18 protein-coding genes are annotated in these 23,630 nt (G+C 61.1%); 13 read left to right on the plus strand and 5 right to left on the minus strand.

The genetic code is table 11. The annotated features are described in order from the left end of the window. Positions 1-65: 65 nt before the first annotated feature. Together AC2FLU_RS13745 and AC2FLU_RS13750 are read left to right on the plus strand one after the other, a co-directional pair. Positions 66-521 carry a DUF1178 family protein gene (locus tag AC2FLU_RS13745; protein ID WP_480473673.1) on the plus strand — a complete coding sequence of 152 codons (456 nt, stop codon included), beginning with the start codon at positions 66-68 and terminating at the stop codon, positions 519-521. 3 nt (positions 522-524) lie between these two features. Beyond that, on the plus strand, positions 525-1,163 hold the full coding sequence (locus AC2FLU_RS13750; RefSeq protein WP_480554452.1) for an SDR family NAD(P)-dependent oxidoreductase: 639 nt from the start codon (positions 525-527) through the stop codon (positions 1,161-1,163). On the opposite strand, the gene AC2FLU_RS13755 is transcribed toward AC2FLU_RS13750, so the two are convergent. Continuing rightward, positions 1,157-1,513 carry a hypothetical protein gene (locus tag AC2FLU_RS13755; RefSeq protein ID WP_480473671.1) on the minus strand — a complete coding sequence of 119 codons (357 nt, stop codon included), beginning with the start codon at positions 1,511-1,513 and terminating at the stop codon, positions 1,157-1,159. The genes AC2FLU_RS13750 and AC2FLU_RS13755 overlap by 7 nt on opposite strands. A gap of 165 nt (positions 1,514-1,678) precedes the next feature. Between AC2FLU_RS13755 and AC2FLU_RS13760 the strand changes: the two genes are divergently transcribed. The 6 genes from AC2FLU_RS13760 to AC2FLU_RS13785 all read left to right on the plus strand — a co-directional run bounded on the left by AC2FLU_RS13760 (position 1,679) and on the right by AC2FLU_RS13785 (position 10,489). Continuing rightward, a complete protein-coding gene (locus AC2FLU_RS13760) occupies positions 1,679-2,917 on the plus strand; it encodes an aspartate kinase (RefSeq protein ID WP_480473670.1) in 1,239 nt (412 codons plus the stop codon). Between the two features lie 46 nt (positions 2,918-2,963). Beyond that, entirely contained in the window at positions 2,964-5,207 is a 2,244-nt protein-coding gene (gene ptsP / locus AC2FLU_RS13765) for a phosphoenolpyruvate--protein phosphotransferase (protein ID WP_480473669.1), read from the plus strand. A gap of 149 nt (positions 5,208-5,356) precedes the next feature. After that, the gene (zwf, locus tag AC2FLU_RS13770; protein WP_496808847.1) at positions 5,357-6,802 is read left to right on the plus strand and encodes a glucose-6-phosphate dehydrogenase; all 1,446 of its coding nucleotides are present in this window, start codon (positions 5,357-5,359) and stop codon (positions 6,800-6,802) included. A 2-nt stretch (positions 6,803-6,804) separates the two neighbouring features. Continuing rightward, positions 6,805-8,610, plus strand: a complete 1,806-nt coding sequence (gene edd / locus AC2FLU_RS13775) for a phosphogluconate dehydratase (RefSeq protein WP_496808848.1) — start codon at positions 6,805-6,807, stop codon at positions 8,608-8,610. A gap of 4 nt (positions 8,611-8,614) precedes the next feature. Further along, positions 8,615-9,247 (plus strand): bifunctional 4-hydroxy-2-oxoglutarate aldolase/2-dehydro-3-deoxy-phosphogluconate aldolase, encoded by a 633-nt coding sequence (locus AC2FLU_RS13780; protein WP_496808849.1) that lies wholly within the window; start codon positions 8,615-8,617, stop codon positions 9,245-9,247. A gap of 51 nt (positions 9,248-9,298) precedes the next feature. Beyond that, complete coding sequence (locus AC2FLU_RS13785) at positions 9,299-10,489, plus strand: pyridoxal-phosphate-dependent aminotransferase family protein (protein WP_480554446.1); 1,191 nt, start codon at positions 9,299-9,301, stop codon at positions 10,487-10,489. Positions 10,490-10,614: 125 nt separating this feature from the next. Here the strand turns inward: AC2FLU_RS13785 and AC2FLU_RS13790 are convergent, their stop codons facing one another. Next, positions 10,615-11,730: a pyridoxal phosphate-dependent aminotransferase gene (locus tag AC2FLU_RS13790; protein ID WP_480554445.1), complete on the minus strand. Its 1,116-nt coding sequence runs from the start codon at positions 11,728-11,730 to the stop codon at positions 10,615-10,617. Between the two features lie 90 nt (positions 11,731-11,820). Between AC2FLU_RS13790 and AC2FLU_RS13795 the strand changes: the two genes are divergently transcribed. Both AC2FLU_RS13795 and AC2FLU_RS13800 read left to right on the plus strand, forming a co-directional pair. Beyond that, positions 11,821-12,891 carry an SMP-30/gluconolactonase/LRE family protein gene (locus tag AC2FLU_RS13795; protein WP_496808851.1) on the plus strand — a complete coding sequence of 357 codons (1,071 nt, stop codon included), beginning with the start codon at positions 11,821-11,823 and terminating at the stop codon, positions 12,889-12,891. A 66-nt stretch (positions 12,892-12,957) separates the two neighbouring features. Then, entirely contained in the window at positions 12,958-13,740 is a 783-nt protein-coding gene (locus tag AC2FLU_RS13800; protein ID WP_209505660.1) for a crotonase/enoyl-CoA hydratase family protein, read from the plus strand. Positions 13,741-13,881: 141 nt separating this feature from the next. Here the strand turns inward: AC2FLU_RS13800 and AC2FLU_RS13805 are convergent, their stop codons facing one another. From AC2FLU_RS13805 to AC2FLU_RS13815, 3 genes are all read right to left on the minus strand, one after another. Further along, positions 13,882-15,045, minus strand: a complete 1,164-nt coding sequence (locus AC2FLU_RS13805) for a benzoate/H(+) symporter BenE family transporter (protein WP_496808852.1) — start codon at positions 15,043-15,045, stop codon at positions 13,882-13,884. A gap of 134 nt (positions 15,046-15,179) precedes the next feature. Then, positions 15,180-18,251, minus strand: a complete 3,072-nt coding sequence (locus AC2FLU_RS13810) for a valine--tRNA ligase (protein WP_496808853.1) — start codon at positions 18,249-18,251, stop codon at positions 15,180-15,182. Between the two features lie 94 nt (positions 18,252-18,345). Next, the gene (locus AC2FLU_RS13815) at positions 18,346-19,245 is read right to left on the minus strand and encodes a phytanoyl-CoA dioxygenase family protein (protein WP_496808854.1); all 900 of its coding nucleotides are present in this window, start codon (positions 19,243-19,245) and stop codon (positions 18,346-18,348) included. 186 nt (positions 19,246-19,431) lie between these two features. On the opposite strand from AC2FLU_RS13815, the gene AC2FLU_RS13820 reads away from it, so the two are divergent. The 3 genes from AC2FLU_RS13820 (at position 19,432) to AC2FLU_RS13830 (ending at position 23,526) form a co-directional block, all read left to right on the plus strand. Then, entirely contained in the window at positions 19,432-21,723 is a 2,292-nt protein-coding gene (locus AC2FLU_RS13820; protein WP_496808855.1) for a xanthine dehydrogenase family protein molybdopterin-binding subunit, read from the plus strand. Then, positions 21,701-22,777 (plus strand): T6SS phospholipase effector Tle1-like catalytic domain-containing protein, encoded by a 1,077-nt coding sequence (locus tag AC2FLU_RS13825; RefSeq protein WP_480484403.1) that lies wholly within the window; start codon positions 21,701-21,703, stop codon positions 22,775-22,777. The genes AC2FLU_RS13820 and AC2FLU_RS13825 overlap by 23 nt, the downstream gene beginning before the upstream one ends. 131 nt (positions 22,778-22,908) lie before the next feature. Then, on the plus strand, positions 22,909-23,526 hold the full coding sequence (locus AC2FLU_RS13830) for a GNAT family N-acetyltransferase (protein WP_480478436.1): 618 nt from the start codon (positions 22,909-22,911) through the stop codon (positions 23,524-23,526). Positions 23,527-23,630: the final 104 nt, after the last annotated feature.

Consider the following 23,630-nt stretch of genomic DNA (forward strand, 5'->3'; position numbering starts at 1 on the left):
CCAGAGAGGCTTGATATTGTCAGTCTGGTCGGTATCTATTCGCCAATCGCAATTTTGGACTGAACATGATTCAATACGCGTTGAAATGCAGTGAAGGCCACACATTCGACAGCTGGTTTCAATCCGCAGAAGCCTTTGACAAGCTGGCCTCTGCCAGGATGGTGACCTGCGCGATTTGCGGATGTACGCAGGTTGCGAAGGCGATCATGACACCGCGTGTCCGTCCGGCCCGGAATGCGCAGGGAAAACCTGAAAACGCGCCAGCATCCAATGAACAGATCAACGTCGCCACCCCTTCGCCTGAGATCGCGAAGGTTCTGGCCGAGTTGCGCCGCCATGTGGAAAAGAACTCGGACTACGTTGGCAAGGATTTTGCAAGCGAAGCGCGCAAGATGCATCTGGGAGAGGCGCCAGAGCGTTCGATCTATGGTGAAGCCAGACCGGATGAAGCGAAATCGCTGATCGAAGATGGCGTGCCGGTGGCACCGCTGCCGTTTCTGCCCAGCAGAAAGACCAACTGATCCATGCATGTCGTGATCACCGGTGCCAATCGCGGTATCGGCCGCACCCTTGCCTCGCGCTACGACACCCGCGGTGACGTGGTCACTGGAACCGCGCGCGATGGCAGCGCGCAGGTGCGTCTGGACGTGGCGGACCCTGCCCAACAGGCGGCAATGGCCGAACAGCTGAAAGGCCAGCCCGTTGATCTGCTGGTCTGCAATGCCGGGGTCTATCTGGACAAGGGGCACACGATCGACGGCTACCCCGCCGAAATGTGGGCGCAAAGCTTTGCCACCAACGTGACCGGCGTTTTCCTGACCGTTCAGGCCTTGTTGCCCAATCTGCGTGCCGCAGGCGGCAAGGTCGCGATCATCTCGTCGCAGATGGCGTCTCATACGCGGGCACCGGGGGGCAGCTATATCTACCGTGCCTCCAAGGCGGCGGCGTTGAATCTGGGGCGGAACCTGGCGACGGATCTGAAAGCCGACGGGATCGCCGTGGGCATCTATCATCCGGGCTGGGTACAAACCGACATGGGCGGCGCGGCCGCCGATATTGATGTCGATCAGGCCGTCTCGGGCCTGATGGAACGCTTTGAGGCCCTGTCGATCAGTTCAACCGGCTGTTTCGAGACCTATGATGGACAGGCGCACGCTTACTGACGGGACAGTGCCGCTTTGGGAATTTCATAGACTTCACCGGGTTCAATATAGATAACCATCAAATCACCGCGCGTTTCATACGACATCTTCGAGGTGGAACTGCTGGAGTCTGGCACGCCTTCCTTGAAATAGATGCGGCGCACCTCTCCTCCACCAAGAGCAACCGCAAGCGTTATCGTGCCGTCGTCATGGCGGCGCAATTCCGCATTGCAGCTTTGCATCGGGTCACCGGCATTTGCGGCACAGGGCACTTTGCCCAGTGCATTCTTTCCGTCCGTTCCGGCCACACTGGCAACCTGGGCCAGTACAGGCGACGACAACAAAGTAACGGCAAGGGCTAGGCGAAACATGGGGAACCTCTTGATTTGGTTGTTACTCGCAGGCTGACACCGCACCTGCGTAATGTAAAGCGGCCCTGTGCCACAGGCGGGTCCTGTTTGCGCTCTTGCTCTTGGGGTGCCCCTCGCTTATGAGGCTCGGGACCTCTAATCCAAGGCGCGGAGACATTTGCCCCCATGCCCGTACTCGTTATGAAATTCGGCGGCACTTCGGTCGCCAACCTGGACCGCATCCGCCGCGCTGCCAAGCGTGTTGGCGTCGAAGTTGCCAAGGGCTATGACGTGATCGTCATCGTCTCGGCCATGTCGGGCAAGACCAACGAGCTGGTGGGCTGGGTGAACGAGACGTCGCCGCTTTTTGATGCACGCGAATACGATGCTGTTGTATCTTCGGGCGAAAATGTCACCGCTGGCCTGATGGCTCTGACATTGCAGGAAATGGACGTTCCGGCGCGCAGCTGGCAGGGCTGGCAAGTGCCGCTGCTGACAACCAGTGCGCATAGCCAGGCGCGGATCGAAGACATCCCGACCACAAACATCAACCAGAAATTCGGCGAAGGCATGAAAGTGGCCGTTGTGGCCGGGTTTCAGGGGCTCAGCCCCGAAGGCCGCATCACAACGCTGGGCCGGGGTGGCTCGGACACCACTGCCGTGGCTTTTGCCGCGGCGTTTGGTGCGGAACGCTGCGACATCTATACCGACGTGGATGGTGTCTATACCACCGATCCGCGCATCTGCGAAAAGGCCCGCAAGCTGCACAGGATCTCGTTCGAGGAAATGCTCGAACTGGCGTCGCTGGGCGCCAAGGTGCTGCAGACTCGCTCGGTCGAGCTGGCAATGCGCTACAAGGTGAAACTGCGCGTTCTTTCAAGTTTCGAAGAACAATCCGACGAGGCCGGTACGCTGGTCGTTGACGAGGAGGATATCATGGAATCCAATGTTGTGGCCGGTGTGGCCTATTCCCGTGACGAGGCCAAGATGACCGTCGTTTCGGTGGCGGACCGTCCCGGTATCGCCTCGACCATCTTCACCGCGCTCAGCGATGAGGGCGTCAATGTCGACATGATCGTGCAGAACATCTCGGACGAGGGACGCACGGACATGACCTTCTCGTGCCCCACCGATCAGGTGGTCCGTGCCGAAAAAGCGCTGCTGGCGATCAAGGACAAGGGCGAGCTCAACTATGCCGAACTGGTCGCTGATACCGGTGTCTGCAAGGTTTCGGTGGTGGGAATCGGTATGCGCTCGCAATCGGGTGTTGCGGCCAAAATGTTCAAGGTACTCTCGGATGAGGGGATCAACATCAAGGTCATCACAACCTCCGAGATCAAAATTTCCGTTCTTATCGACAGGAAATACATGGAACTTGCCGTTCAGGCACTGCATGATGCCTTTGAACTGGACAAGGCGGCCTGAGCTGATCGGCCAAGGGTTTCGCCTGACACACTGAATTGGTTGGGCCATGGCAGACGGCACGGAAACAGAATCCCGCAAGCTGCTGGGGCGGTTGCGCGAGGCGATGGCCAGCGAAGCCGCTGGGCAGGAGCGTCTTGATCAGATCACTCATCTGATCGCCGACAGCATGCGCAGCGAAGTGTGCTCGATATATCTGTTCCGCGATGAAGAGACCCTGGAACTCTGTGCGACCCAAGGGCTTGCGCCGGAATCGGTACACCAGACCCGGATGCGCATGGGCGAGGGGCTGGTGGGCCGGGTCGCCAAGACCGGCAAGGTGGTCAACACCCCGGACGCGCCGTCTGAAAAAGGGTTCCGGTATATGCCGGAAACCGGGGAAGAGCGGTTTTCGTCCTTTCTCGGCGTGCCGGTGCAGCGCCTTGGGGAAAAGCTGGGTGTTCTGGTTGTCCAGTCCCGCAAAGCGCGTGAATTTTCCGCTGACGAGATCTATGCGCTGGAAGTGGTGGCCATGGTGCTGGCCGAAATGGCCGAACTGGGTGCCTTTGTTGGCGAAGGCGCGGCCCTGTCGCCACGGCATCAGCAATCGGTTCTGTTGCGCGGCGGCCCGGCGCAGGAAGGTTCCGCCGAAGGCCATGTCTGGCTGCATGAACCCCGTGTGGTTGTTACCAATCCGATTGCCGAAGACCCGCACCGGGAACGCGAACGTCTGAATGAGGCGGTGGAAGAGCTGCGCGTCGGCGTCGACAAGATGCTCGAAATTTCCCGGGATGGTGACACCGAACAGCTCAAGGTGCTGGAAGCCTACCGGATGTTTGCCAATTCCAAAGGCTGGATGCGCCGGATGGAAGAGGACATTGCCCTGGGGCTCAGCGCCGAAGCCGCGGTCGAGAAAGAACAATCCCAGGCGCGCGCCCGGATGGGGCAGGTGTCTGATCCCTATCTGCGCGAACGGCTGGCGGATCTTGACGATCTCAGCAACCGTTTGTTGCGCATTCTGACCGGGCAGGGAAAAACCGACAGCGCCGATCTGCCACCCGATCCGATTCTGGTCGCGCGCAATATCGGCCCCGGCGACCTGTTGGAATACGGTCGGGCGCTGAAGGGGATCATCCTCGAAGAAGGTTCAGTCGGCAGTCACGCCACCATTGTGGCCCGTGCGCTGGCGATCCCTCTGGTGGTCCATGTGGGCCGGATCACGACCGAAGCGCTGAACGGCGACCACGTGCTGGTGGATGGCGATCAGGGCGTTGTTCACCTGCGTCCGGAAGACAGCGTGGTCAGCGCCTTCCGCGACAAAATCGCGATGCAGGCCAAGGCACAGGAACGCTATGCCTCGATCCGCGAAACCCCCTGTGTCACTCGCGACGGAACGCGTATCAATCTGGTGATGAACGCGGGTCTGATGGCCGACCTGCCATCGCTGGGAACGTCAGGTGCCGAGGGTGTTGGCCTGTTCCGAACCGAGCTGCAATTCCTGATCCGCAATAAGATGCCCAAACGGTCCGAGCTGGTCACTCAGTACCAGCGGGTTCTGGATGCTGCGGGCGACAAAAGGGTGGTGTTCCGCACGCTCGATATTGGGTCGGACAAGGTACTGCCCTATATGAAACACGTGGCCGAACCCAACCCGGCCCTGGGTTGGCGCGCCATTCGTGTCGGTCTGGACAAACGCGGCGTGATGCGGATGCAGTTGCAGGCCCTTCTGCGCGCCGCCAATGGTCGCCCGCTGACCGTCATGTTCCCCTTTGTCGCGCAGGCCGAGGAATATCGCGAAGCCCGCTGGGAAGTGAACAAAACCATCGAACGCGAAAAGCGACTGGGCCACGTTCTGCCCGAAACGCTTGAAGTCGGCGCGATGCTGGAAACCCCTTCACTGGCCTTTGCGCCGCAAAAGTTCTTTGACGAAGTCGATTTCATCTCGATCGGTGGGAATGACCTCAAGCAGTTCTTTTTTGCCGCTGACCGCGAAAATGAACTGGTCCGCCGCCGCTATGACACGTTGAATGTCAGTTTCCTGAGCCTGATGGAACGCATTGTCGAACGCTGCGGGCTTTCGGACACTCCGCTCAGTTTCTGTGGCGAGGATGCGGGCCGTCCGGTCGAGGCGCTGTGCCTTGCGGCCATGGGTATTCGCACCCTGTCTATGCGCCCGGCGTCGATTGGTCCGGTCAAAAGCCTGTTGCTGCGGTGCGACCTGATGGAGGTGCGAAAAATCATCGCCGACGCGCGCCATCGCGGCGAACAATCCGTACGTCCGGCCGTGATGGAATGGCTGCGCAGTCAGGTATAGCCCTCAAAACCTCGCTTTTTGGGGAAACTATGCTTGATTTTTTCGCGCAGGCTTTCTATCACGCAGGCAATGTTAGCGGTAACAGTGTGCCGCAGAGCCGTTTCATGCCGTGCTGAACTGATATCGGCAAACTCGAGAAGGAGCCTGTGATGGTTTCACGCGTAATTCCGGTAGAGCCGTTCGATCTTGTGTTGTTCGGCGCGACCGGGGATCTGGCGCAACGTAAGATCTTGCCGGGCTTGTACCATCGGTTCGAGGTCGGCCAGATGCCCGATGGGGCGCGGATCATCGGCACGGCGCGCTCGGATATCGACAGCGACGAATTTCGCGATCAGGTCCGCGTATCGATGCAGGAATTCGCACCAAAGTTCAAAAAGGACACGCTGGACCGGTTCCTGTCTCATGTTGAATACGTGCCGGTGGATGCACTGGGCGATGCCGGATGGTCCGATCTGTCCAAGCTGCTGCGCCCCGACGTGGTGCGGGCCTTTTACCTGTCGGTGGGTCCCAGCCTGTTTTCGGGCATTGCGCAGCGCCTGCATGACGCCGGTCTGGCCACGCCGGACAGTCGCATCGTTGTTGAAAAGCCTTTCGGTCATGACCTTGCCTCGGCCAGGGCGCTAAACGAAGGCTTGCGGGCGTGTTTCAAGGAACACCAGATTTACCGGATCGACCATTATCTGGGCAAGGAAACCGTGCAGAACCTGATGGCGCTGCGCTTTGCGAATTCCCTGTTCGAGCCGCTTTGGAATTCGACCCATGTCGACCATGTGCAGATCACCGTGGCGGAAACCGTCGGGGTGGAAGGGCGCGGGGCCTATTACGATCAATCCGGCGCGATGCGGGACATGATCCAGAACCATCTGGTGCAGTTGCTGTGCCTGACCGCGATGGAACCTCCGTCAAAGTTCTCTCCCAACGCGGTGCGTGACGAGAAGGTCAAGGTGATCGAGGCGCTGGAACCGGTCGAACCCAGGGATATCGCCCGTGGTCAGTATCGCACGGGCAAGGGCGGTGACGGATACCTTGATCACGTTGGCAACCCGGCCAGCCGCACCGAAAGCTTTATTGCGCTCAAGGTCCATATCGGCAACTGGCGCTGGGCCGGGGTGCCGTTCTACCTGCGAACAGGCAAACGCCTTCGCGCCCGTGCCTCTGAAATCGCTGTGTTCTTCCGCGACCCGCCACACACGATCTTTCCCAATGTCGGCCCGTTGCATGGCAACGTGCTGGTGATCCGCCTGCAACCTGACGAAGGCATCACCCTGCGCACAACGATAAAGGAACCGGGGCAGGGCGGGTTCCGCCTGTCAGATGTCGCTCTGGACATGAGCTTTGCCGACGCGCTGGGTGATGACTCGCAATCCCCGGACGCATATGAACGCCTGATCATGGATGTCATCCGGGGCGATCAGACCCTTTTCATGCGCGGGGACGAGGCCGAGGCCGCCTGGGCCTGGGTCGATCCCATCATTCACGGCTGGGAACAGCGCGGGGACAAACCCGCCAAGTACGATCAGGGCAGTTCAGGCCCCGAAGAAGCACTGATGCTGATGCATCGCGATGGGCGTCGCTGGCGTCAGATCGGAGGGTAATCATGGTTCACTCTGTCATTTCCGACGTCACCAAACGGATCATCGACCGCAGCGCCGGTCTGCGCGGCCCCCATATCGACCGGATGGAACAGGCCAGATCCAAAGGTCCCGCCCGTGCGCACCTGTCCTGTAGTGGTCAGGCCCATGCCTATGCGGGTGCGGGTGAAGACCAGCAATCCATGGCCACCGGCACGGCGGGCAATCTGGGCATCGTCACCGCCTATAATGACATGCTGTCCGCCCATCAGCCCTTTGAACGGTACCCTGCCTTGATCCGCGACGCGATCCGCGCCGCCGGAGGCACTGCTCAGGTCGCGGGTGGCGTGCCAGCCATGTGCGACGGTGTCACCCAGGGCGAAGCAGGGATGGAATTGTCGCTGTTTTCACGCGACGTGATCGCTCTGGCAACTGGCGTAGCACTCAGCCACAACACCTATGACGCGGCAGTCTTCCTCGGCGTCTGCGACAAGATTGTCCCCGGTCTGATCATCGGCGCGCAGGCGTTCGGGCATCTGCCTGCCGTGTTCCTGCCCGCAGGACCAATGACCAGCGGCCTGCCCAATGACGAAAAGGCCAAGGTCCGTCAGAAATTCGCTGCCGGAGAGGTCGGGCGCGACGAACTGATGGCCGCCGAAATGGCCGCCTATCACGGTCCCGGCACCTGCACTTTCTACGGCACCGCCAACACCAACCAGATGCTGATGGAATTCATGGGCCTGCACCTGCCGGGCTCCAGCTTCGTCAATCCCAACACGCCCTTGCGCGACGCGCTGACACAAGAGGGCGCGCGCCGCGCCCTGTCGCTCAGCGCGCTGGGAAACAGCTATACCCCGGTTTATCAGGTGCTCGACGAACGGGCCTTTGTGAACGGTATCGTCGGCCTGATGGCGACCGGAGGCTCGACCAATCTGCTGATCCACCTGATCGCCATGGCGCGTGCCGGGGGCATCGTGCTGGATTGGCAGGATTTCTCGGATATCTCCGCCGTGGTCCCGCTGGTCGCACGGGTCTATCCCAACGGTCTGGCCGACGTGAACCACTTCCACGCCGCAGGCGGGCTTGGGTTCACGATCGGCACGTTGCTCGAAGAAGGCTTGCTGCACCCCGATACGCTGACCGTCGCCGGGCAGGGCCTGCACAATTACACGCGCGAGCCCAAGCTAATCGATGGTGAGCTGACCTGGCAAGACGGCGCTGGCCACAGCCTGAATGACAAGATCGTCCGCCCCGCCCGCGACCCGTTCCAGCCCACCGGCGGCTTGTCGCGCCTGACCGGCAATCTGGGCACCGGGGTCATGAAGGTCTCGGCCGTCGCGCCAGAACATCAGGTGGTCGAGGCTCCGGTCCGCGTTTTCCACGACCAGGACGCGGTCAAGGCAGCCTTCAAGGCGGGCGAGTTCACCGGTGACGTCATCGTCGTCGTGCGCTTCCAGGGCCCCAAGGCCAACGGGATGCCGGAACTGCACTCACTGACGCCCATGCTGTCGATCCTGCAGGGCCGGGGCCAGAAAGTGGCGCTGGTCACCGATGGCCGTATGTCTGGCGCATCCGGCAAAGTACCCGCCGCCATCCATGTCGTCCCCGAGGCGCTCGACCGCGGCCCCATTGCATACCTTCAGGATGGTGACATCCTGCGCGTTGACGCGGTCAGGGGTGATCTGGAAATCCTCACCGCAGGCGTTTTGGACCGTGCGCCCGTCACCGCCGACCTGTCCGCCAATCAACACGGTACAGGGCGCGATCTTTTTGGCGCGTTCCGCCAGAATGTCGGCTCGGCCGACACCGGTGCCAGCATTTTCGGAGTTTAACCTCATGTCCAAATCCCAACGCACCCGTGAAATCTGCGCACTGGCCCCGATCGTTCCGGTTCTGGTTGTCGATGACGTCGCGCAGGCCTGCCCGCTGGCCGAGGCATTGGTCGCCGGCGGTCTGCCAGCGCTTGAGGTCACTTTGCGCACGCCCGCCGCGCTCGACGCGATCCGCGCGATGGCCAGGGTGCCCGGCGGCGTGGTCGGCGCAGGTACGCTGGTCACACCCGAAGACGTCCGCGCCGCCAAAGAGGCGGGCGCGCAGTTTGGCGTCTCTCCGGGCGCAACCGACGCGCTCCTTGCGGCGTGCGAGGCCGAGGGCCTGCCGCTGCTGCCCGGTGCGGCCACGGCCAGCGAAGCGATGGCATTGCTGGAAAAAGGCTATGACATGCTGAAATTCTTCCCGGCCGAGGCCTCGGGCGGCGCGCCCGCACTCAAGGCAATCGGTGCGCCCCTGCCGCAGATCAGCTTTTGCCCGACAGGCGGGGTGTCGATGTCCAACGCCCGCGACTACCTGTCCCTGTCCAACGTGGTCTGCGCCGGTGGCAGCTGGGTCGCGCCCAAGCAGATGGTCGAAAGCGGTGACTGGGCCGGGATCGAAACACTTGCGCGCGAGGCGTCGAAGCTGGCGGATTGACGCCGCGAAGCCCCTCAGTAATGTGGGCGTCAACTCAGACAGGTTGACCCCATGACACAGACATCTGCCCTCTCTCAGGGGCGAACTTATTTGGCAATCCCGGGCCCGTCGGTGATGCCGGACGCGGTCCTGCAGGCGATGCATCGTCCGTCGCCCAATATCTACGATGGCGCGCTCATCGACATGATGCCCGCCCTGACCCGTGACCTGCGTCGGGTTGCACGCACAGGCCATGACGTTGCCATCTATATTGCCAATGGTCACGGCACGTGGGAGGCCGCTCTGTCAAACGTGATCGCCCCCGGCGAAACCGTTCTGGCTCCTGCCTCGGGCCGGTTCACCCATGGCTGGGCCGAGATGGCCGAAGGCATCGGGGCAAAGGTGCAGCTGATCGATTTCGGCACCTCATCCGCCTGGGATCTCGACCGAATTGCCGACGCTTTGCGCGCGGATAAAAGCCACCAGATCAAGGCCGTTCTCGCGGTTCATGTGGACACATCAAGCTCGATCCGCAACGATATCCCGGCACTGCGCAAACTGCTCAACGATCTGGACCACCCGGCGCTGTTGATGGCCGATTGCATCGCCTCGCTGGGATGCGACCGGTTCGAGATGGATGAATGGGGCGTCGATGTCACGGTCACCGCCTGCCAGAAAGGCCTGATGACCCCCGCAGGCACAGGCTTTGTCTTTTTCAACGACAAAGCACAGGCCAAGCGGGCCGCCATGCCGCGTGTTTCGCGATATTGGGACTGGCAGCCGCGCGCCAATCCCGACCTGTTCTACCAGTATTTCGACGGTACCGCGCCGACGCATCACCTCTATGGTCTGCGCGCCGCGCTCGACCTGATCCATGCGGAAGGGATCGAACAGGTCTGGGCCCGCCATGAACGTCTGGCGACCGCCATCTGGGCGGCCTGCGAAACATGGGCCGAAGGCGGCGCGCTGCATCTGAACGTTGCCGACCGCGCCCACCGCAGTCACGCCGTCACTGCCCTGCGCCTGAACGGGGGGCGCGGCACGGCCCTGCGCGCGTTCACTGAACATCAGTTGGGCCTGACACTGGGCATTGGCCTCGGAATGGAGGATTACGACAGCTGTTTCCGCCTCGGGCATATGGGCCATGTCAACGGGCAAATGGTGATGGCGATGCTGGGCGGTATGGAAACGGCCATGGCCGCGCTTGATATCCCCCGTGGCAAAGGCGCGCTCGAGGCCGCCGCTGCCGTCCTGGCCGCCTGACACGCCTCAGACGAACAGCACTGATCCGCCCCTTCATCTGGCCAAAAATATCCTCGGGGGGAATCGCGCTTTGCGCGATGGGGGCAGACAGCCCCCCTTTGACCCGATGGCAAGACAGACCAGCGCTAGTCCGTCTTTGCCCGCACTTCCGCGAGTGCCTTGGGCAAGGCGGCCGCGAAAGCATCCAGATCTGCTGTTTCACCACAGCTTACCCGGATGCACCTGTTCTGGGGAGTTGCAAACGGCATCCGGACAAACAGGCCCCGCGCAACCAGAGCCTCCAGAACCGCTCGGGCAAAATCCCCATCCCGCCCGCAATCAATCGTCACGAAATTGGTGGCCGAAGGCAGCGGCTCCAACCCGTTTTCGCGGGCAATCGTTCCTATCCGCTCACGCGCCTCTGCGATCTGTGCCTGAATGTGCTCCAGCCATGCACCATCCTGCAACGCGGCCAGCGCCCCGGCCTGTGCCGCGCGGTTCATGCCGAAATGGTTGCGCACCTTGTTGAAGGCTGCAATCAGGTCGGGCGCTCCCATGGCATAGCCAACCCGTGCGCCCGCCATGCCATAGACCTTGGAAAATGTCCGCATCCGGATCACGCGAGGGTCGTCTGCGCTGACGGGTGCCGCTGTCCCAACTGGCGCGCATTCCACATAAGCCTCATCCAGAATCAGCAGGCACCCGTCGGGCAGGGCGTCCATTGCCGCCACGATATCCGCGCCGGAATGCCAGCTGCCCATCGGATTGTCCGGATTGGCCAGATAGACCAGCTTTGCACCCACCTCGGCCGCCTTCGCAAACAGGGCCGCCGGGTCTTCGTGATCCCCGGCATAGGGAACCTTGTGCAAAACGCCACCGAACCCGGCGACATGATAATTAAAGGTGGGATACGCCCCGTCCGAGGTCACAACCGCATCCCCGGGCCCTACAATCAGACGCACAAGATAACCCAGAAGCCCGTCAATCCCTTCGCCCACAACGATATTTTCGGAGGTTACCCCATGATACTCGGCCAAAGCATGGCGCAGATCGTGGTTCTCGGGATCACCATACATCCAGATATCAGACGCGGCCTGCTCCATGGCCCGGATCGCGTGGGGCGAGGGGCCAAACACGCTCTCGTTGGCGCCAAGACGGGCAATGAACGCCGCGCCGCGCTGACGCTCTTGCGTTTCGGGGCCCACAAAGGGCACGGTGGCGGGCAGGGATTGGGCAAGCGGGGTGTATCGTGGTCCTGTCATGCCTGCAGATAACCCCAAGCCCGAGCTTCGGGCAAGCGCGCACATCATCCCGCGCGTCAGAACGTATTGAAACACAAGTAAGGAGCGCAAATGCGCATACTGTCTGCCATTGTTCTTCTGGGCCTTGCCTATCTTCTGTTCTGGCCCGTTCCCGTTATCCCCGTCGCCGTTGAGATGCCGGAAGATGTCGGTTTCACAGGGGATTTCGCCGAGAACACCGTGCTGGACGCCGCGCAGCTGATCCACTTGCCCGATGGGGAAACCGGCCCCGAAGACATCGCCATCCTGCCCGACGGCGCGGTCTATACGACCAGCCGGTCTGGCACGCTCTATCGCATTGACGGGGCCGACCCTGTTGTGGCCGACCAACTCGGTGGGCGTCCTCTGGGTCTCAGGGCCGGACCGGATGGCGCGCTTTACATTGCCGACAGCTTTCGCGGCGTGATGCGCTGGACTGGGCCGGGCACGCTTGAATCCGTGGTGGCCGATATCGACGTTGCGCCCGTGGTCTATGCAAACCAACTGGACGTGGCGCAGGACGGCACGATCTATTTTTCGAACTCTTCCGACCGGTTCGATCCCGAAACCATGGGCGGGACCAAGCCGACTTCGGTCCTGACCATCTGGGAACAATCCGATACAGGCTATGTCGCCCGTCACACACCCGATGGCCGCACCGAAAAGATTGCCACTGGGTTCGTCTATACCAATGGCATTGCGCTCTCACCTGACGCAGATTTCCTGCTGATCGCCGAGACCGGTCGCGCACGGGTACACAAGCTGTGGCTCAGCGGGCCCAAAGCCGGTCAGCAAGAGGTCTTGCTGCACAACCTGCCCGGCTATCCCGACAATCTCGAAGCACAAGGTGATGGCACCTACTGGATGGCCTTCGCCAGCCCGCGTGTCCCGTCCGAGGCACTGATGCCGTACCCCTTCCTGCGCAAGGTGGTCTGGCGGCTGGGTCCGGCTGTACGCCCGGCACCGATCCATCGGGGTATGCTGGTGCAGTTTGATGGTGAAGGCACGATCCTGCGCACGCTTCAAGACCCTCAAGGCCGTATTGGCATCACGACAGGGGGCCGGATCGTGGGCGATCAGTTCTATGTCATGACGCTCGATTCCCCCTGGTTCGGGCGGATGCCTGTCAGCGATCTGCCCTGACGTCGCAGTGGAATTCGGCGTCCCGTCCGGGCATGGTCGCCGCAACTGAATTTCGGGAGGTCCCCCATGTCACGTGTATCCGTCACCTATCAAGACCATGTTGCCCATGTCACCCTGACCAGAGGTGACAAGATGAATGCGCTGGATGACGCGATGGTCAAGGCATTGCTCTCTGCCGGGCAAGAGGTCGCCGCCTCGGACGCCCGCGCCGTGGTTTTGTCGGGCGAGGGGAAAAGCTTCTGCGCTGGGCTCGACATGGCGAGCTTTGCAAAGATGGCCCATATGGATCCCACCGAATGGCTGATGACCCGCAGCCATGAGGATGCCAACGAGATGCAGGAGCTGGCCCTGATCTGGCGTCGCGTACCGGTACCGGTGATCTGCGCCATTCAGGGTGTCGCCTATGGCGGTGGCCTGCAAATTGCGCTGGGCGCGGATATCCGTATCGCGCACCCCGAGGCGAAACTGGCGGTGATGGAGATGAAATGGGGTATCATCCCCGATATGGGTGGCATGGTTCTGTTGCCCCGGCTTGTGCGTTCGGACGTTCTGCGTCTGCTGACCTACACGGCCCGGCCCATCGGTGCGCAGCAGGCGATGGATTGGGGGCTGGTCACGCAGCTTTCAGATGATCCGCTGACCGAAGCTCTGGCCATTGCCGAGAACATCGCCGGTCAAAGCCCCTCGGCCATCCGTGCCGCCAAGCGGCTGATCGAAGTGGCCGAAACCCAGCCCCGCGCGGATGTTCTCAAGGCGGAATCCGCCGAGCAGGTTGAGCTGATCGGCAAGCCGCATCAGATGGAGGTCGTGATGGCGCAGATGCAGGGCCGCAAGCCCGAGTTCAAATGATCAGCGGATGAAAGCCCGCCGTGCATCGCGGGCCATGTTGTAACGCATTTCAAAATCGGCGTTTTTCGCCATCACAACCTTGCGTTCTGCCGAACCAACCAAGGGGCGATTAATCCCGGCAAGGGCAGGATGCGAAAGCGGCTACCGGATTCTGTTGCTCACCAGATAGGCCAGCCCGCCGATCAGCAGGCCCCAGACCGCCGCGCCCAGCCCAAAGACCGAGATGCCCGATGCGGTGATCGCAAAGGTCAGCATCGCGGCCTCACGCTCGGCCGGAACCTCAAGTGCTGCGAAAATCGAATTGGCCAGCACGCCGATCAGGGCGACACCGGTCAATGTCCCCATCAACAGCGGATCGGCATGGGATGCAAAGCCGGTAATCGCCACGGCAAAGATGCCGAATACACCATAGAACACCCCACCCATGATGGCCGACCAGTACCGTTGCGCGGGATCGGGGTGGCTGTCCTCGTTGGAACACATCGCAGCCGTGATCGCCGCAAGGCAGGTGGCAGGCGCACCAAACGGAGCCGATAACAGGCTTGCCCCACCCACGGATGAAAACAGCCTGCCCGGCGCCGGGGTATAGCCAAAGCTGCGCATCACCGCGATGCCGGGAATATTCTGGGTCGCCATCGTGACGATAAACAGCGGGATGGCGATTCCGATGGTCGAGGCCAGCGAGAAACCGGGCATGGTCCAGACCGGTGCCGCCAGCCATCGCGCCGGGGTCACCGAGGTGTCGCCTGCGTTCAGTACCACAACCAGCGCGGCGGCGGCAACGGCCGCCGGAACGGCGAACAGCCGGTTGATCCGGCCTGCGATGAACCATGTCAGGATCACCGGCAGGGCTTGCGCGGGCAATTCGACTGCGGCCTGAAAGGGCAGAATGCAAAGCGGCAGCAGAACGCCCCCCAGCATGGCCTGTGCCAAAGTCGTTGGAATGGCGGCCGCCAGCCGCCCCAATGGCCGCCAGAGCCCGGCCAGCACCGTCAGCGCCCCAGCACACAGGAACGCACCTGTTGCCTCGGAAAACCCCAGCGTCGGCGTCGCGGACACCGCCAGCAGCGCCGCCCCCGGTGTCGACCAGGCGACGCTGATCGGTTGCCGGTACCACAGGCTCAGCACAATGGCGGTCAGTCCCATTGCGATGGCCGCCATCATCAGACCCGAGGCCGCCTGCTCCGGAGACGCGTCCATCGCGGCCAGCCCCTGTAGCACGATAGGAAAGGAACTGAAGAACCCGACAATGGCGACAACCAACCCGGTCGAGACTGTCTGGAGCGGTGGGGCAAACTGGGTCATGACAGCCTCGGGCGGTTGGGGTTGGTGATTGCTAACAAGCGGCGGCAGGGGCGGGCAAGGTCTGAACACGCAAAAGAAAACCCCGCCGGATCAGCGGCGGGGTTTGGGGTATGAGTGTTTTGAAAAGATGAAGATCAGGCGATCTCGGCCAGACGGGCCAGTGCCTCGTTCAGCTTGGCTTCTTCTTCCTCGCGGGCGGCGAGGTTGGCTTTGGCTTCCTCAACCACCTCGTCCGGGGCCGAGGCCACGAATTTGGGGTTGTTCAGACGCCCGCGCAAGCCACCCAGTTCCTTGGCCAGCTTGCCCTTGGCTTTCTCCAGTCGCTCCTTTTCCGCGCCGATGTCGATGATATCCGCCAACGGCAGGCCGAAGGAGGCTCCAGGGGCGGCAATCGAGATGGTGCCCTTGGGCAGCGCGTCCGCCTTAGTCAGGCTGTCGATGCGTGCCAGACGTTTGATCAGCGCCTCGTTGCGGTCCCACGCGGCTTGGCCGTTGGCGTCGATCTCGGTCACCAGCATCGGCACGTAGAGACCGGCAGGTACCCGCATCTGCGCACGGGCCGAGCGGGTGTTTTCGATTACCGAGATCACCCAGTTCATCTCACGATCCGCATCGGCGTCGACCAGTTCCGTGCCGTAGGTCGGCCAGTCGGCGTGGACGACCAATTTGGCGCGATTGCCGGTCAGGCCCCACAGCTCTTCGGTGATGAAGGGCATGATCGGGTGCAGCAGGACCATGCACTGATCCAGAACCCAGCGCATGGTGGCGCGGGTCTCGGTCTGAGCCTCGGCGTCGTCGCCCTGTAACAGAGGTTTCGACAGTTCCACGTACCAGTCGCAGACCTTGCCCCAGACAAAGACATATAGCCCGTTCGCCGCATCGTTGAAGCGATAGCTTTCCAGCGCCGCGTCGACCTCTTCCCGCACGCGGGCGGTTTCACCGATGATCCAGCGGTTGACGGCGGCCTTGGGCTTCAGGTCTGCCACATCCAGTTGCGGAACGGCGTCGGTAAAGACCTCGTTCATCTCGGCAAAGCGGACGGCATTCCAAAGCTTGGTGCCGAAGTTGCGATAGCCGGTGATGCGTTCACGCGACAGTTTCAGAACGCCGCCAATTGCCGCCATCGAGGCGTTGGTGAACCGCAGCGCGTCGGCACCGAACTCGTCCACGATCTCCAGCGGGTCAATGACGTTGCCGGTGGTCTTGGACATCTTCTTGCCCTTCTCGTCGCGGACGAGCGAGTGCAGGTAGACGGTTTGGAACGGAACCTCGTTCACCACGGCCAGTTGCATCATCATCATCCGAGCGACCCAGAAGAACAGGATATCCGCGCCGGTGATCAAAACGCTGGTCGGGAAATAGCGGCGCATCTCCTCGGTATCCTCGGGCCAGCCCAGCGTGCCGATGGGCCAGAGGCCGGAGGAGAACCAGGTGTCGAGGACGTCGGGGTCGCGCCAGATGAATATTCTGTCAACTGGTTCTTCATAGATCTCATCTGAGAGATCTTCGGACGCGCCGCGATCTTCTGCTTCTCCATCGACAAACAGAGAAAACTTGAACCCATCGTAATAATTCTGCGCAAGTACTTTAGCTGAGATGAAATCCGCAGCGCAAAACGCTTTCGGATTATCATAGTCTTCGCTCTCACTGCCGTCAGCGTCGACAACGATGCTCGGCCCATACCAAACCGGGATCTGATGCCCCCACCACAGCTGGCGCGAGATGCACCAGGGCTCGATGTTCTCCAGCCAGTGGTAATAGGTTTTCTCGCCCGACTCGGGGATGATCTTGACCGTGCCGTCCCTGACCGCGTCCAGCGCGGGGCCGACCACCTTTTCGGCGTCCACGAACCACTGGTCGGTGAACATCGGCTCGATGACGACTTTCGAGCGGTCGCCAAAGGGCTGCATGATCGGCTTGCTCTCGACCAAAGGCACCAGAGCCGCCGGGTCGTCATCCTCGCCCAGTTTGGTGCCCAGACGCGGATCATCCGCGCGGGTCATCACGGCCAGACCGTCAGCAGTGATTTCCTCGACCACCTTCACACGCGCCTCGAACCGGTCCAGTCCGCGCAGGTGATCCGGGATCAGGTTGATCGCGTCGATCTCATTCTCGGTGAACGCTTTGCCGCGCGCGTATTCCTGCGCCTTGCCCGCCTCCTCGGCGTAAGGCGCGCCATCGGCCCGCATCGCGCCCTTGGTGTCCATCAGGCGGTACATTGGAATGCCGCCGCGCTTGGCCACCATGTTGTCGTTGAAGTCATGCGCGCCGGTGATCTTCACCGCGCCCGAGCCGAAATCGGGATCGGGATACTCATCGGTGATGATCGGGATCTGGCGGCGATGCTCTTTCGGGCCAACCGGGATTTCGCACAGTTTGCCGACGATCGGCGCGTAGCGCTCATCCGACGGATGCACGGCCACAGCACCGTCGCCCAGCATGGTTTCGGGCCGCGTGGTTGCAATGGAAATATAATCCCGCTCCTCGCGGAAGATCACATTCCCATCTTCATCTTTTTCCAAATACTCATATGTCTCGCCGCCCGCCAAGGGGTACTTGAAGTGCCACATGTGGCCCGGCGTTTCAATATTCTCGACCTCAAGGTCCGAAATCGCCGTCTCGAAATGCGGGTCCCAATTGACCAGTCGCTTGCCGCGATAGATCAGGCCCTTTTCGTACATGTCGACAAAGACCTTGATAACAGCATCATGGAAGTTGGGTGAGTTTTCGTGCCCGGTGCGTGGGTCACCTGGCGCGCCCGCCATGGTAAAGGCATTGCGCGACCAGTCGCAGGAATTCCCCAACCGCGTCATCTGTTCGATAATCTTGCGGCCGTATTGCCCCTTCCAATCCCAGACCTTGGCCAGAAACTCCTCGCGCGCGTAGTCGGTGCGCTTCTTGCCCTCTTCGGCCATCAGTTTCTTTTCAACCTGCATCTGCGTGGCGATGCCGGCGTGGTCCTGACCAGGTTGCCACAGAGTGTCGAACCCGCGCATCCGGTGCCAGCGGATCAGAATATCCATCAGTGTATGGTTAAAGGCATGTCCCACATGCAGCGCGCCGGTCACGTTGGGCGGTGGCAGCATGATGCAAAAGCTTTCCTCGCGCGAACGGTTCGCGCCTGCCTTGAAGGCTCCGGCCTGTTCCCAGGCCTCATAGATACGGGCCTCGGCCTCGGCCGCGTTGAATGTCTTTTCCATCGCCATGGGATGCGTCCTGCGTCAACAAATTCGGGTCAGCGCCTGCAATAGCGAATGGAGACGGGAAGGGGAAGGCCCTGCGCGGCGACGATTGCCGATGTCACCCCGTGCCGGTCACCTCGTTTCCGTACAGGTGCGTGCTTTGTGCTGCGCCTTGTGTCATCGCCTTGGCCTGATCCTCCCGAATGCGGGCATGAAGCGCCAAGGCTGGCGGCGAAAACAATTCGGTCGGTGGTTCGATGAGGATGAAATTGCCCACCCGGTCTTCGCCGCGCGCCAAGACCGCGTAATCGCGGTCCGCCACTTTTTGCTGCGCGTTCGGGTTCAGATACCGGATCGCCAGCCCGATCCGCCGATCGTCCGACATATTGGGTCCCGAGCCATGGATTGTGAGGCCATGGTGCAGCGACATTTGACCCGGCTGCAATTCGATATGCGTTTTGTCCTCGTCTGCCACATCGACAGCCACCTCCTGCTCGCGCGACAGCAGGTTGTTGTCTGAAAACGTGTCGTTATGGGGCAGGATCGGGTTTTTGTGGCTGCCCCTGACAAAGTCCATGCAGCCGCTTGCAATTGTGGCAGGCGACAATGCGATCCATGCGGTCATCTGATCCGGTGTTTCGCCCATCCCCCAATAGGTCAGGTCCTGATGCATTCCCACCACCTGAGTCGTGCGTGGCTCTTTGATGAACAGTTCCGCAGACCACAGCAGCAAGTCCGGCCCCAGTATTCCTTCGACGACGTCCAGAACTCTGGGGTCCAGTGCGATACGGGCGACCAGCGGCATCACCACATGGGCGTTCAGGCGCTTGTACATGTTCAGCGGCAGCGGAAGGTCGGCCACACGCCATGTCTTCTCGATCTGCTCCAGCTCGGCCCGAAACTGTGCGGTCTCATCCGGCGAAAAGACTGTGATGGGAAAGGCAAACCCGTCTTGCCAATACGCGTCGATCGATGGGGCGTCCAGACGGCCCTGTGACAGGGAAATGGGTTCGGGCATGGAGGACCTCCGGCAGGCTGCATTTTCAAACAGCCTACGAATCCCTCTGCCGCTCCTGCAATCCTGTTTACGACATCGGTGTCGCCACACGCTTTCATGCAAGGCGCTGGACATAAGCATGCAAGGCGCTGGACATAAGCGAGCGCAGGGCTAGTGTCGCCATCAAGGCAGTGACAGGAGCATCCCATGGAAAAATTCGGCAAAAGCCAGCCGGTCAAACGGACCGAGGATCAGAGGTTCCTGACCGGGCAGGGGCGCTATATGGACGATGTCGTGCCCGGCAATGCGTTGTTTGCCGCTTTCTTCCGCAGCCCTGTGGCCCACGGCGATATCACTGCGCTGGATCTTGAATCCGCGCGGGATGCCGACGGGGTGCGGCTGGTCATGACACTGGACGATCTTGCCGCCTCGGGCATCGACACGGTGATGAATGCCGCAACCTTGACCAACCGCGACGGGACCGGCTCTGCCGCGCCGGATCGGCATATGCTGGCCAGGGACCGCGTGCGCTTTGTGGGCGAACCCGTGGCCGTTGTCATCGCTGATACGCTGGTTCAGGCGCAGGACGCGGTCGAGCTGATCTGGATGGACATCCGGGAACGCCCCGCCAAGCTGGACGTGAACGCGGGGGGTGAGGCCCTGCACCCGCAAGCGCCGGACAATCGCGCGTTTGACTGGGGCTTGGGTGATGAAGCCGCGACCAAAGCCGCCTTTCAGGCCGCCGCCCATACCGTCTCGCTGAACGTGCACGACAACCGCGTCATCATCAGCTCGCTCGAGCCGCGAGGCTGTCAGGCCAATTGGTCTGGCGGGCGTCTGCATTTTTCCTATGGCGGGCAGGGTGTCTGGGCGATGAAGGCACAGCTGGCGCAAAAGCTGAAACTCAATGCGGATGCGATCCGTGTCACCACCCCGGATGTGGGGGGCGGGTTTGGCATGAAGGTGATGCCATATCCCGAATATTTCTGCGTGGCCGTGGCCGCGATGAAACTGGGCCAGCCCGTGCACTGGATGTCCGACCGGTCCGAGGCAATGCTGTCTGATCACCATGGCCGCGACCTGACCTCGCTGGCCGAGCTGGCCTTTGATGCCGACCACCGGATCACCGCCTACCGCGTCCACAGCAAAGTAAACCTTGGTGCCTATAACAGCCATTTCGCGCAGGCGATCCAGACAAACCTGTTCAGCAAGGTGCTGATGGGGGTCTATGACGTTCAGACCACCTATCTCCGGGTCGAGGGGTTCTATACCACGACAACGCAAGTTGACGCCTATCGCGGTGCCGGACGTCCCGAGGCGATCTATGTGCTGGAACGCGTGATGGACCGCGCCGCGCGCGAACTGGGCGTTGACCCGTGGGAGTTGCGGCGCAGAAACTTCATCAAACCCGGCCACTTCCCATACACCTCTGCTACGGGTGAAACCTATGATGTCGGCGATTTCGACATGGTCCTGCACCGCGCGGCCAACCAGACCAGCGGGTTCGACGCCCGCAAGGCCGCAGATGCCGAACGCGGTCTGATCCGGGGGCAGGGTCTTTGTTACTATATCGAAAGTATTTTGGGCGACCCTTCCGAGAACTCGAAGGTCGAGTTTTGCGAGGATGGCACGGTGAACCTTTATGTCGGCACACAATCGAACGGGCAGGGGCACGAAACGGTTTATGCCCAGTTCCTGTCCGATCAGACCGGCGTTCCGATGGACAGGATCACCGTCATTCAGGGGGATACCGACCGGCTTGGCCATGGCGGCGGAACCGGTGGCTCACGCTCGGTGACGGTGCAAAGTACCGCGACCCTCGCCACCATTGACAAGATGATCGCCGCATTCACGCCTTATCTGGCCGATAAGATGGGGGTCGAGGACAGTGATGTGCGATTTGACCATGAAACATTCCGCGCGCCGGGCTCGAACCTGACGCCGACCCTGACCGAAGCCGCGGCCATGGCCCGCGCCGACGGGCGCTTGGACTTGCTGACGCATGAGTCCCGCGCGCACCTGGATGCCCGCAGCTATCCCAACGGCGCGCATGTTGCCGAGGTTGTGATCGATTCCTTCACCGGCGAAACCCGTGTGGACCGCTACACCGTGGTTGATGATTTCGGAAATCTTATCAACCCGATGCTGGCCGAAGGACAGGTGCATGGCGGGGTGGTTCAGGGCATCGGGCAGGCGCTGTCGGAACATGTGGTGCATGATGATCACGGACAGCTGCTCACGGCATCGTTTATGGATTACGCCTTGCCCCGCGCGGTGGACGTACCCATGATAAAGTTTACCTCGGCGCCGGTGCCGTCAACTTCCAACCCGATGGGGATGAAAGGATGCGGCGAGGCCGGCACGGTGGGCGCTCTGGCCGCTGTGGCGAACGCGGTTCAGGACGCGCTCTGGGATCACGGGGTGCGGCAGGCGGATATGCCTTTCACACCTCACAAAGTTTGGGAATTGCTGACGCATGGAACTGTCGCGGCTCAGTAGGAAGGTTCTGGGATGGCTCGGGCGGCCCTTGCGGTCCGAGCACTCCGCCGAAACGCGGCACCGCGAGCCGATCAGCCACGTCATTATCCTTGATGGCACCATGTCCACCCTCGAACCGGGGTTCGAAACCCATGCCGGTCAGACCTATCGCCTGTGCTGCGAAATGGGCAGCAAAGTGTCGGTGTTCTACGAGTCGGGCGTGCAGTGGGAAAGCTGGAAATCCACCATGGACGTGATGATGGGCCGGGGCATCAACCGCCAGATTCGCCGCGCCTATGGCTATCTGGCGTCACGCTACAAGCCCGGTGACCGGATTTATTTCATCGGTTATTCCCGTGGAGCCTACGGCGTGCGCAGCCTGGCCGGAGTGATCGACATGATCGGCCTGCTCAAGGCCGAACACGCGACCGAGCGGAATATCCTGCAAGCCTACCGCCACTATGAATGTAATGTCAGCGGCACCGCCGCCCGCGATTTCCGCCGCAAGTTCTGCCATGACAACGTCAAGATCGAGATGGTCGGTGTCTGGGACACGGTCAAGGCGCTGGGCCTGCGCCTGCCGCTTCTGTGGCGCTGGGCCGAGGATCGCCATGCCTTTCACAACCACCAGCTGGGCCCTGCCACTCTGCATGGCTATCACGCGCTGGCCCTCGACGAAACGCGCGAGGTGTTCGAGCCGGTTCTGTGGCGATGCAAGCCCGAGTTCAATGGCCATGTGGAACAGGTCTGGTTCCGTGGCACCCACGGCGATATCGGCGGCCAACTGAACGGCTATGAAGAGGCACGACCGCTCAGCAATATCTCGTTGATCTGGATGCTGGACAAGGCCGAGATGCACGGGTTGCCGATGCCCGAAGGCTGGCGCACCCGTTTCCCCACGGATGCCCATGCGCAATCGGTTGGAACCTGGCGCGGCTGGGGCAAGATATTTCTGCTGCGCAAACACCGCAAGGTCGGGCGGGACCAGTCGGAACGCCTGCATGTCTCGGTCGCGCCGGATGAATTGCCGGGCTGGGTGGCGATGCCGAACCTGCCGACACATCCCGCGCAGTGAAAGGCAACCATGTGCCAGTGACTCCAAGATCACCGGCACTTCAATGTCAGGTTCGAGCCCGGAGCAGTCATCCTTCGTTGCTTAAGCAGGAAAATAAATTGCGCATTTGACAACAAGTGTTTGCGGCCCTCATGCTAAAACTTGAAAATCGAGGTGGAACGACCAAAGGTAATTCCATGTTTAGATCATCAACCCGAAGTGAAGCAGAAAGTTTGTTAAGCGGACTTGCTCTTGGATTTTCTGCGGACCCATTCATGCGTTGGCTGTATCCTGAACCTGCCGATTTCCTTACCCACTTCCCGCGAGTAATGGACTTCTTTGGAGGACGTGCATTTGAACAGGGCAGCGCGTTTCGAAACGATGATTTCACCGCTGGCGCACTTTGGCTTCCGCCAGGCATTTACCCCGATGAAGAACGGCTTGTCGCCTGTTTTGAGCAGACGGTCTCACCAGAAAAGCATAATGCGTTGTTCGAAACCTTTGGGCAGATGGACAATTATCATCCGGATGAGGACTGCTGGCATTTAGCTTTTATTGCGGTCGATCCATTTCGCCAAGGAAAAGGGTTGGGGTCCGCCTTGCTTGAATGCTGCCTCAAACGCTGTGACGAAGATGGAAGACCTGCTTACTTAGAGTCGACAAACCCTACAAATCTATCGCTGTATAAGCGCTATGGTTTTCAAGAGATGGGTCTAATCAAAGCCGACCAAGCCCCACCCCTGTTTCCGATGTTTCGAGCCGCCCAATAGCGATAGATCAAACGGCTGCATTGTCCGGATGCTGTTGAAAAAGTCGATGTGTAAGCGCGGCGGAAATAGCGGCTGAAGTCTTCCTGCTCGGCTCTTCACGCCGA

Source organism: Ruegeria sp. SAZD013 (assembly GCF_059612525.1).

What these genes read in the sequence shown, in the direction of transcription:
- AC2FLU_RS13745 (WP_480473673.1), top strand. Translation starts at nt 66, where the DNA reads ATGATTCAATACGCGTTGAAATGCAGTGAAGGCCACACATTCGACAGC.
- AC2FLU_RS13750 (WP_480554452.1), top strand. Translation starts at nt 525, where the DNA reads ATGCATGTCGTGATCACCGGTGCCAATCGCGGTATCGGCCGCACCCTT.
- AC2FLU_RS13755 (WP_480473671.1), bottom strand. Translation starts at nt 1,513, where the DNA reads ATGTTTCGCCTAGCCCTTGCCGTTACTTTGTTGTCGTCGCCTGTACTG.
- AC2FLU_RS13760 (WP_480473670.1), top strand. Translation starts at nt 1,679, where the DNA reads ATGCCCGTACTCGTTATGAAATTCGGCGGCACTTCGGTCGCCAACCTG.
- ptsP (WP_480473669.1), top strand. Translation starts at nt 2,964, where the DNA reads ATGGCAGACGGCACGGAAACAGAATCCCGCAAGCTGCTGGGGCGGTTG.
- zwf (WP_496808847.1), top strand. Translation starts at nt 5,357, where the DNA reads ATGGTTTCACGCGTAATTCCGGTAGAGCCGTTCGATCTTGTGTTGTTC.
- edd (WP_496808848.1), top strand. Translation starts at nt 6,805, where the DNA reads ATGGTTCACTCTGTCATTTCCGACGTCACCAAACGGATCATCGACCGC.
- AC2FLU_RS13780 (WP_496808849.1), top strand. Translation starts at nt 8,615, where the DNA reads ATGTCCAAATCCCAACGCACCCGTGAAATCTGCGCACTGGCCCCGATC.
- AC2FLU_RS13785 (WP_480554446.1), top strand. Translation starts at nt 9,299, where the DNA reads ATGACACAGACATCTGCCCTCTCTCAGGGGCGAACTTATTTGGCAATC.
- AC2FLU_RS13790 (WP_480554445.1), bottom strand. Translation starts at nt 11,730, where the DNA reads ATGACAGGACCACGATACACCCCGCTTGCCCAATCCCTGCCCGCCACC.
- AC2FLU_RS13795 (WP_496808851.1), top strand. Translation starts at nt 11,821, where the DNA reads ATGCGCATACTGTCTGCCATTGTTCTTCTGGGCCTTGCCTATCTTCTG.
- AC2FLU_RS13800 (WP_209505660.1), top strand. Translation starts at nt 12,958, where the DNA reads ATGTCACGTGTATCCGTCACCTATCAAGACCATGTTGCCCATGTCACC.
- AC2FLU_RS13805 (WP_496808852.1), bottom strand. Translation starts at nt 15,045, where the DNA reads ATGACCCAGTTTGCCCCACCGCTCCAGACAGTCTCGACCGGGTTGGTT.
- AC2FLU_RS13810 (WP_496808853.1), bottom strand. Translation starts at nt 18,251, where the DNA reads ATGGCGATGGAAAAGACATTCAACGCGGCCGAGGCCGAGGCCCGTATC.
- AC2FLU_RS13815 (WP_496808854.1), bottom strand. Translation starts at nt 19,245, where the DNA reads ATGCCCGAACCCATTTCCCTGTCACAGGGCCGTCTGGACGCCCCATCG.
- AC2FLU_RS13820 (WP_496808855.1), top strand. Translation starts at nt 19,432, where the DNA reads ATGGAAAAATTCGGCAAAAGCCAGCCGGTCAAACGGACCGAGGATCAG.
- AC2FLU_RS13825 (WP_480484403.1), top strand. Translation starts at nt 21,701, where the DNA reads ATGGAACTGTCGCGGCTCAGTAGGAAGGTTCTGGGATGGCTCGGGCGG.
- AC2FLU_RS13830 (WP_480478436.1), top strand. Translation starts at nt 22,909, where the DNA reads ATGCTAAAACTTGAAAATCGAGGTGGAACGACCAAAGGTAATTCCATG.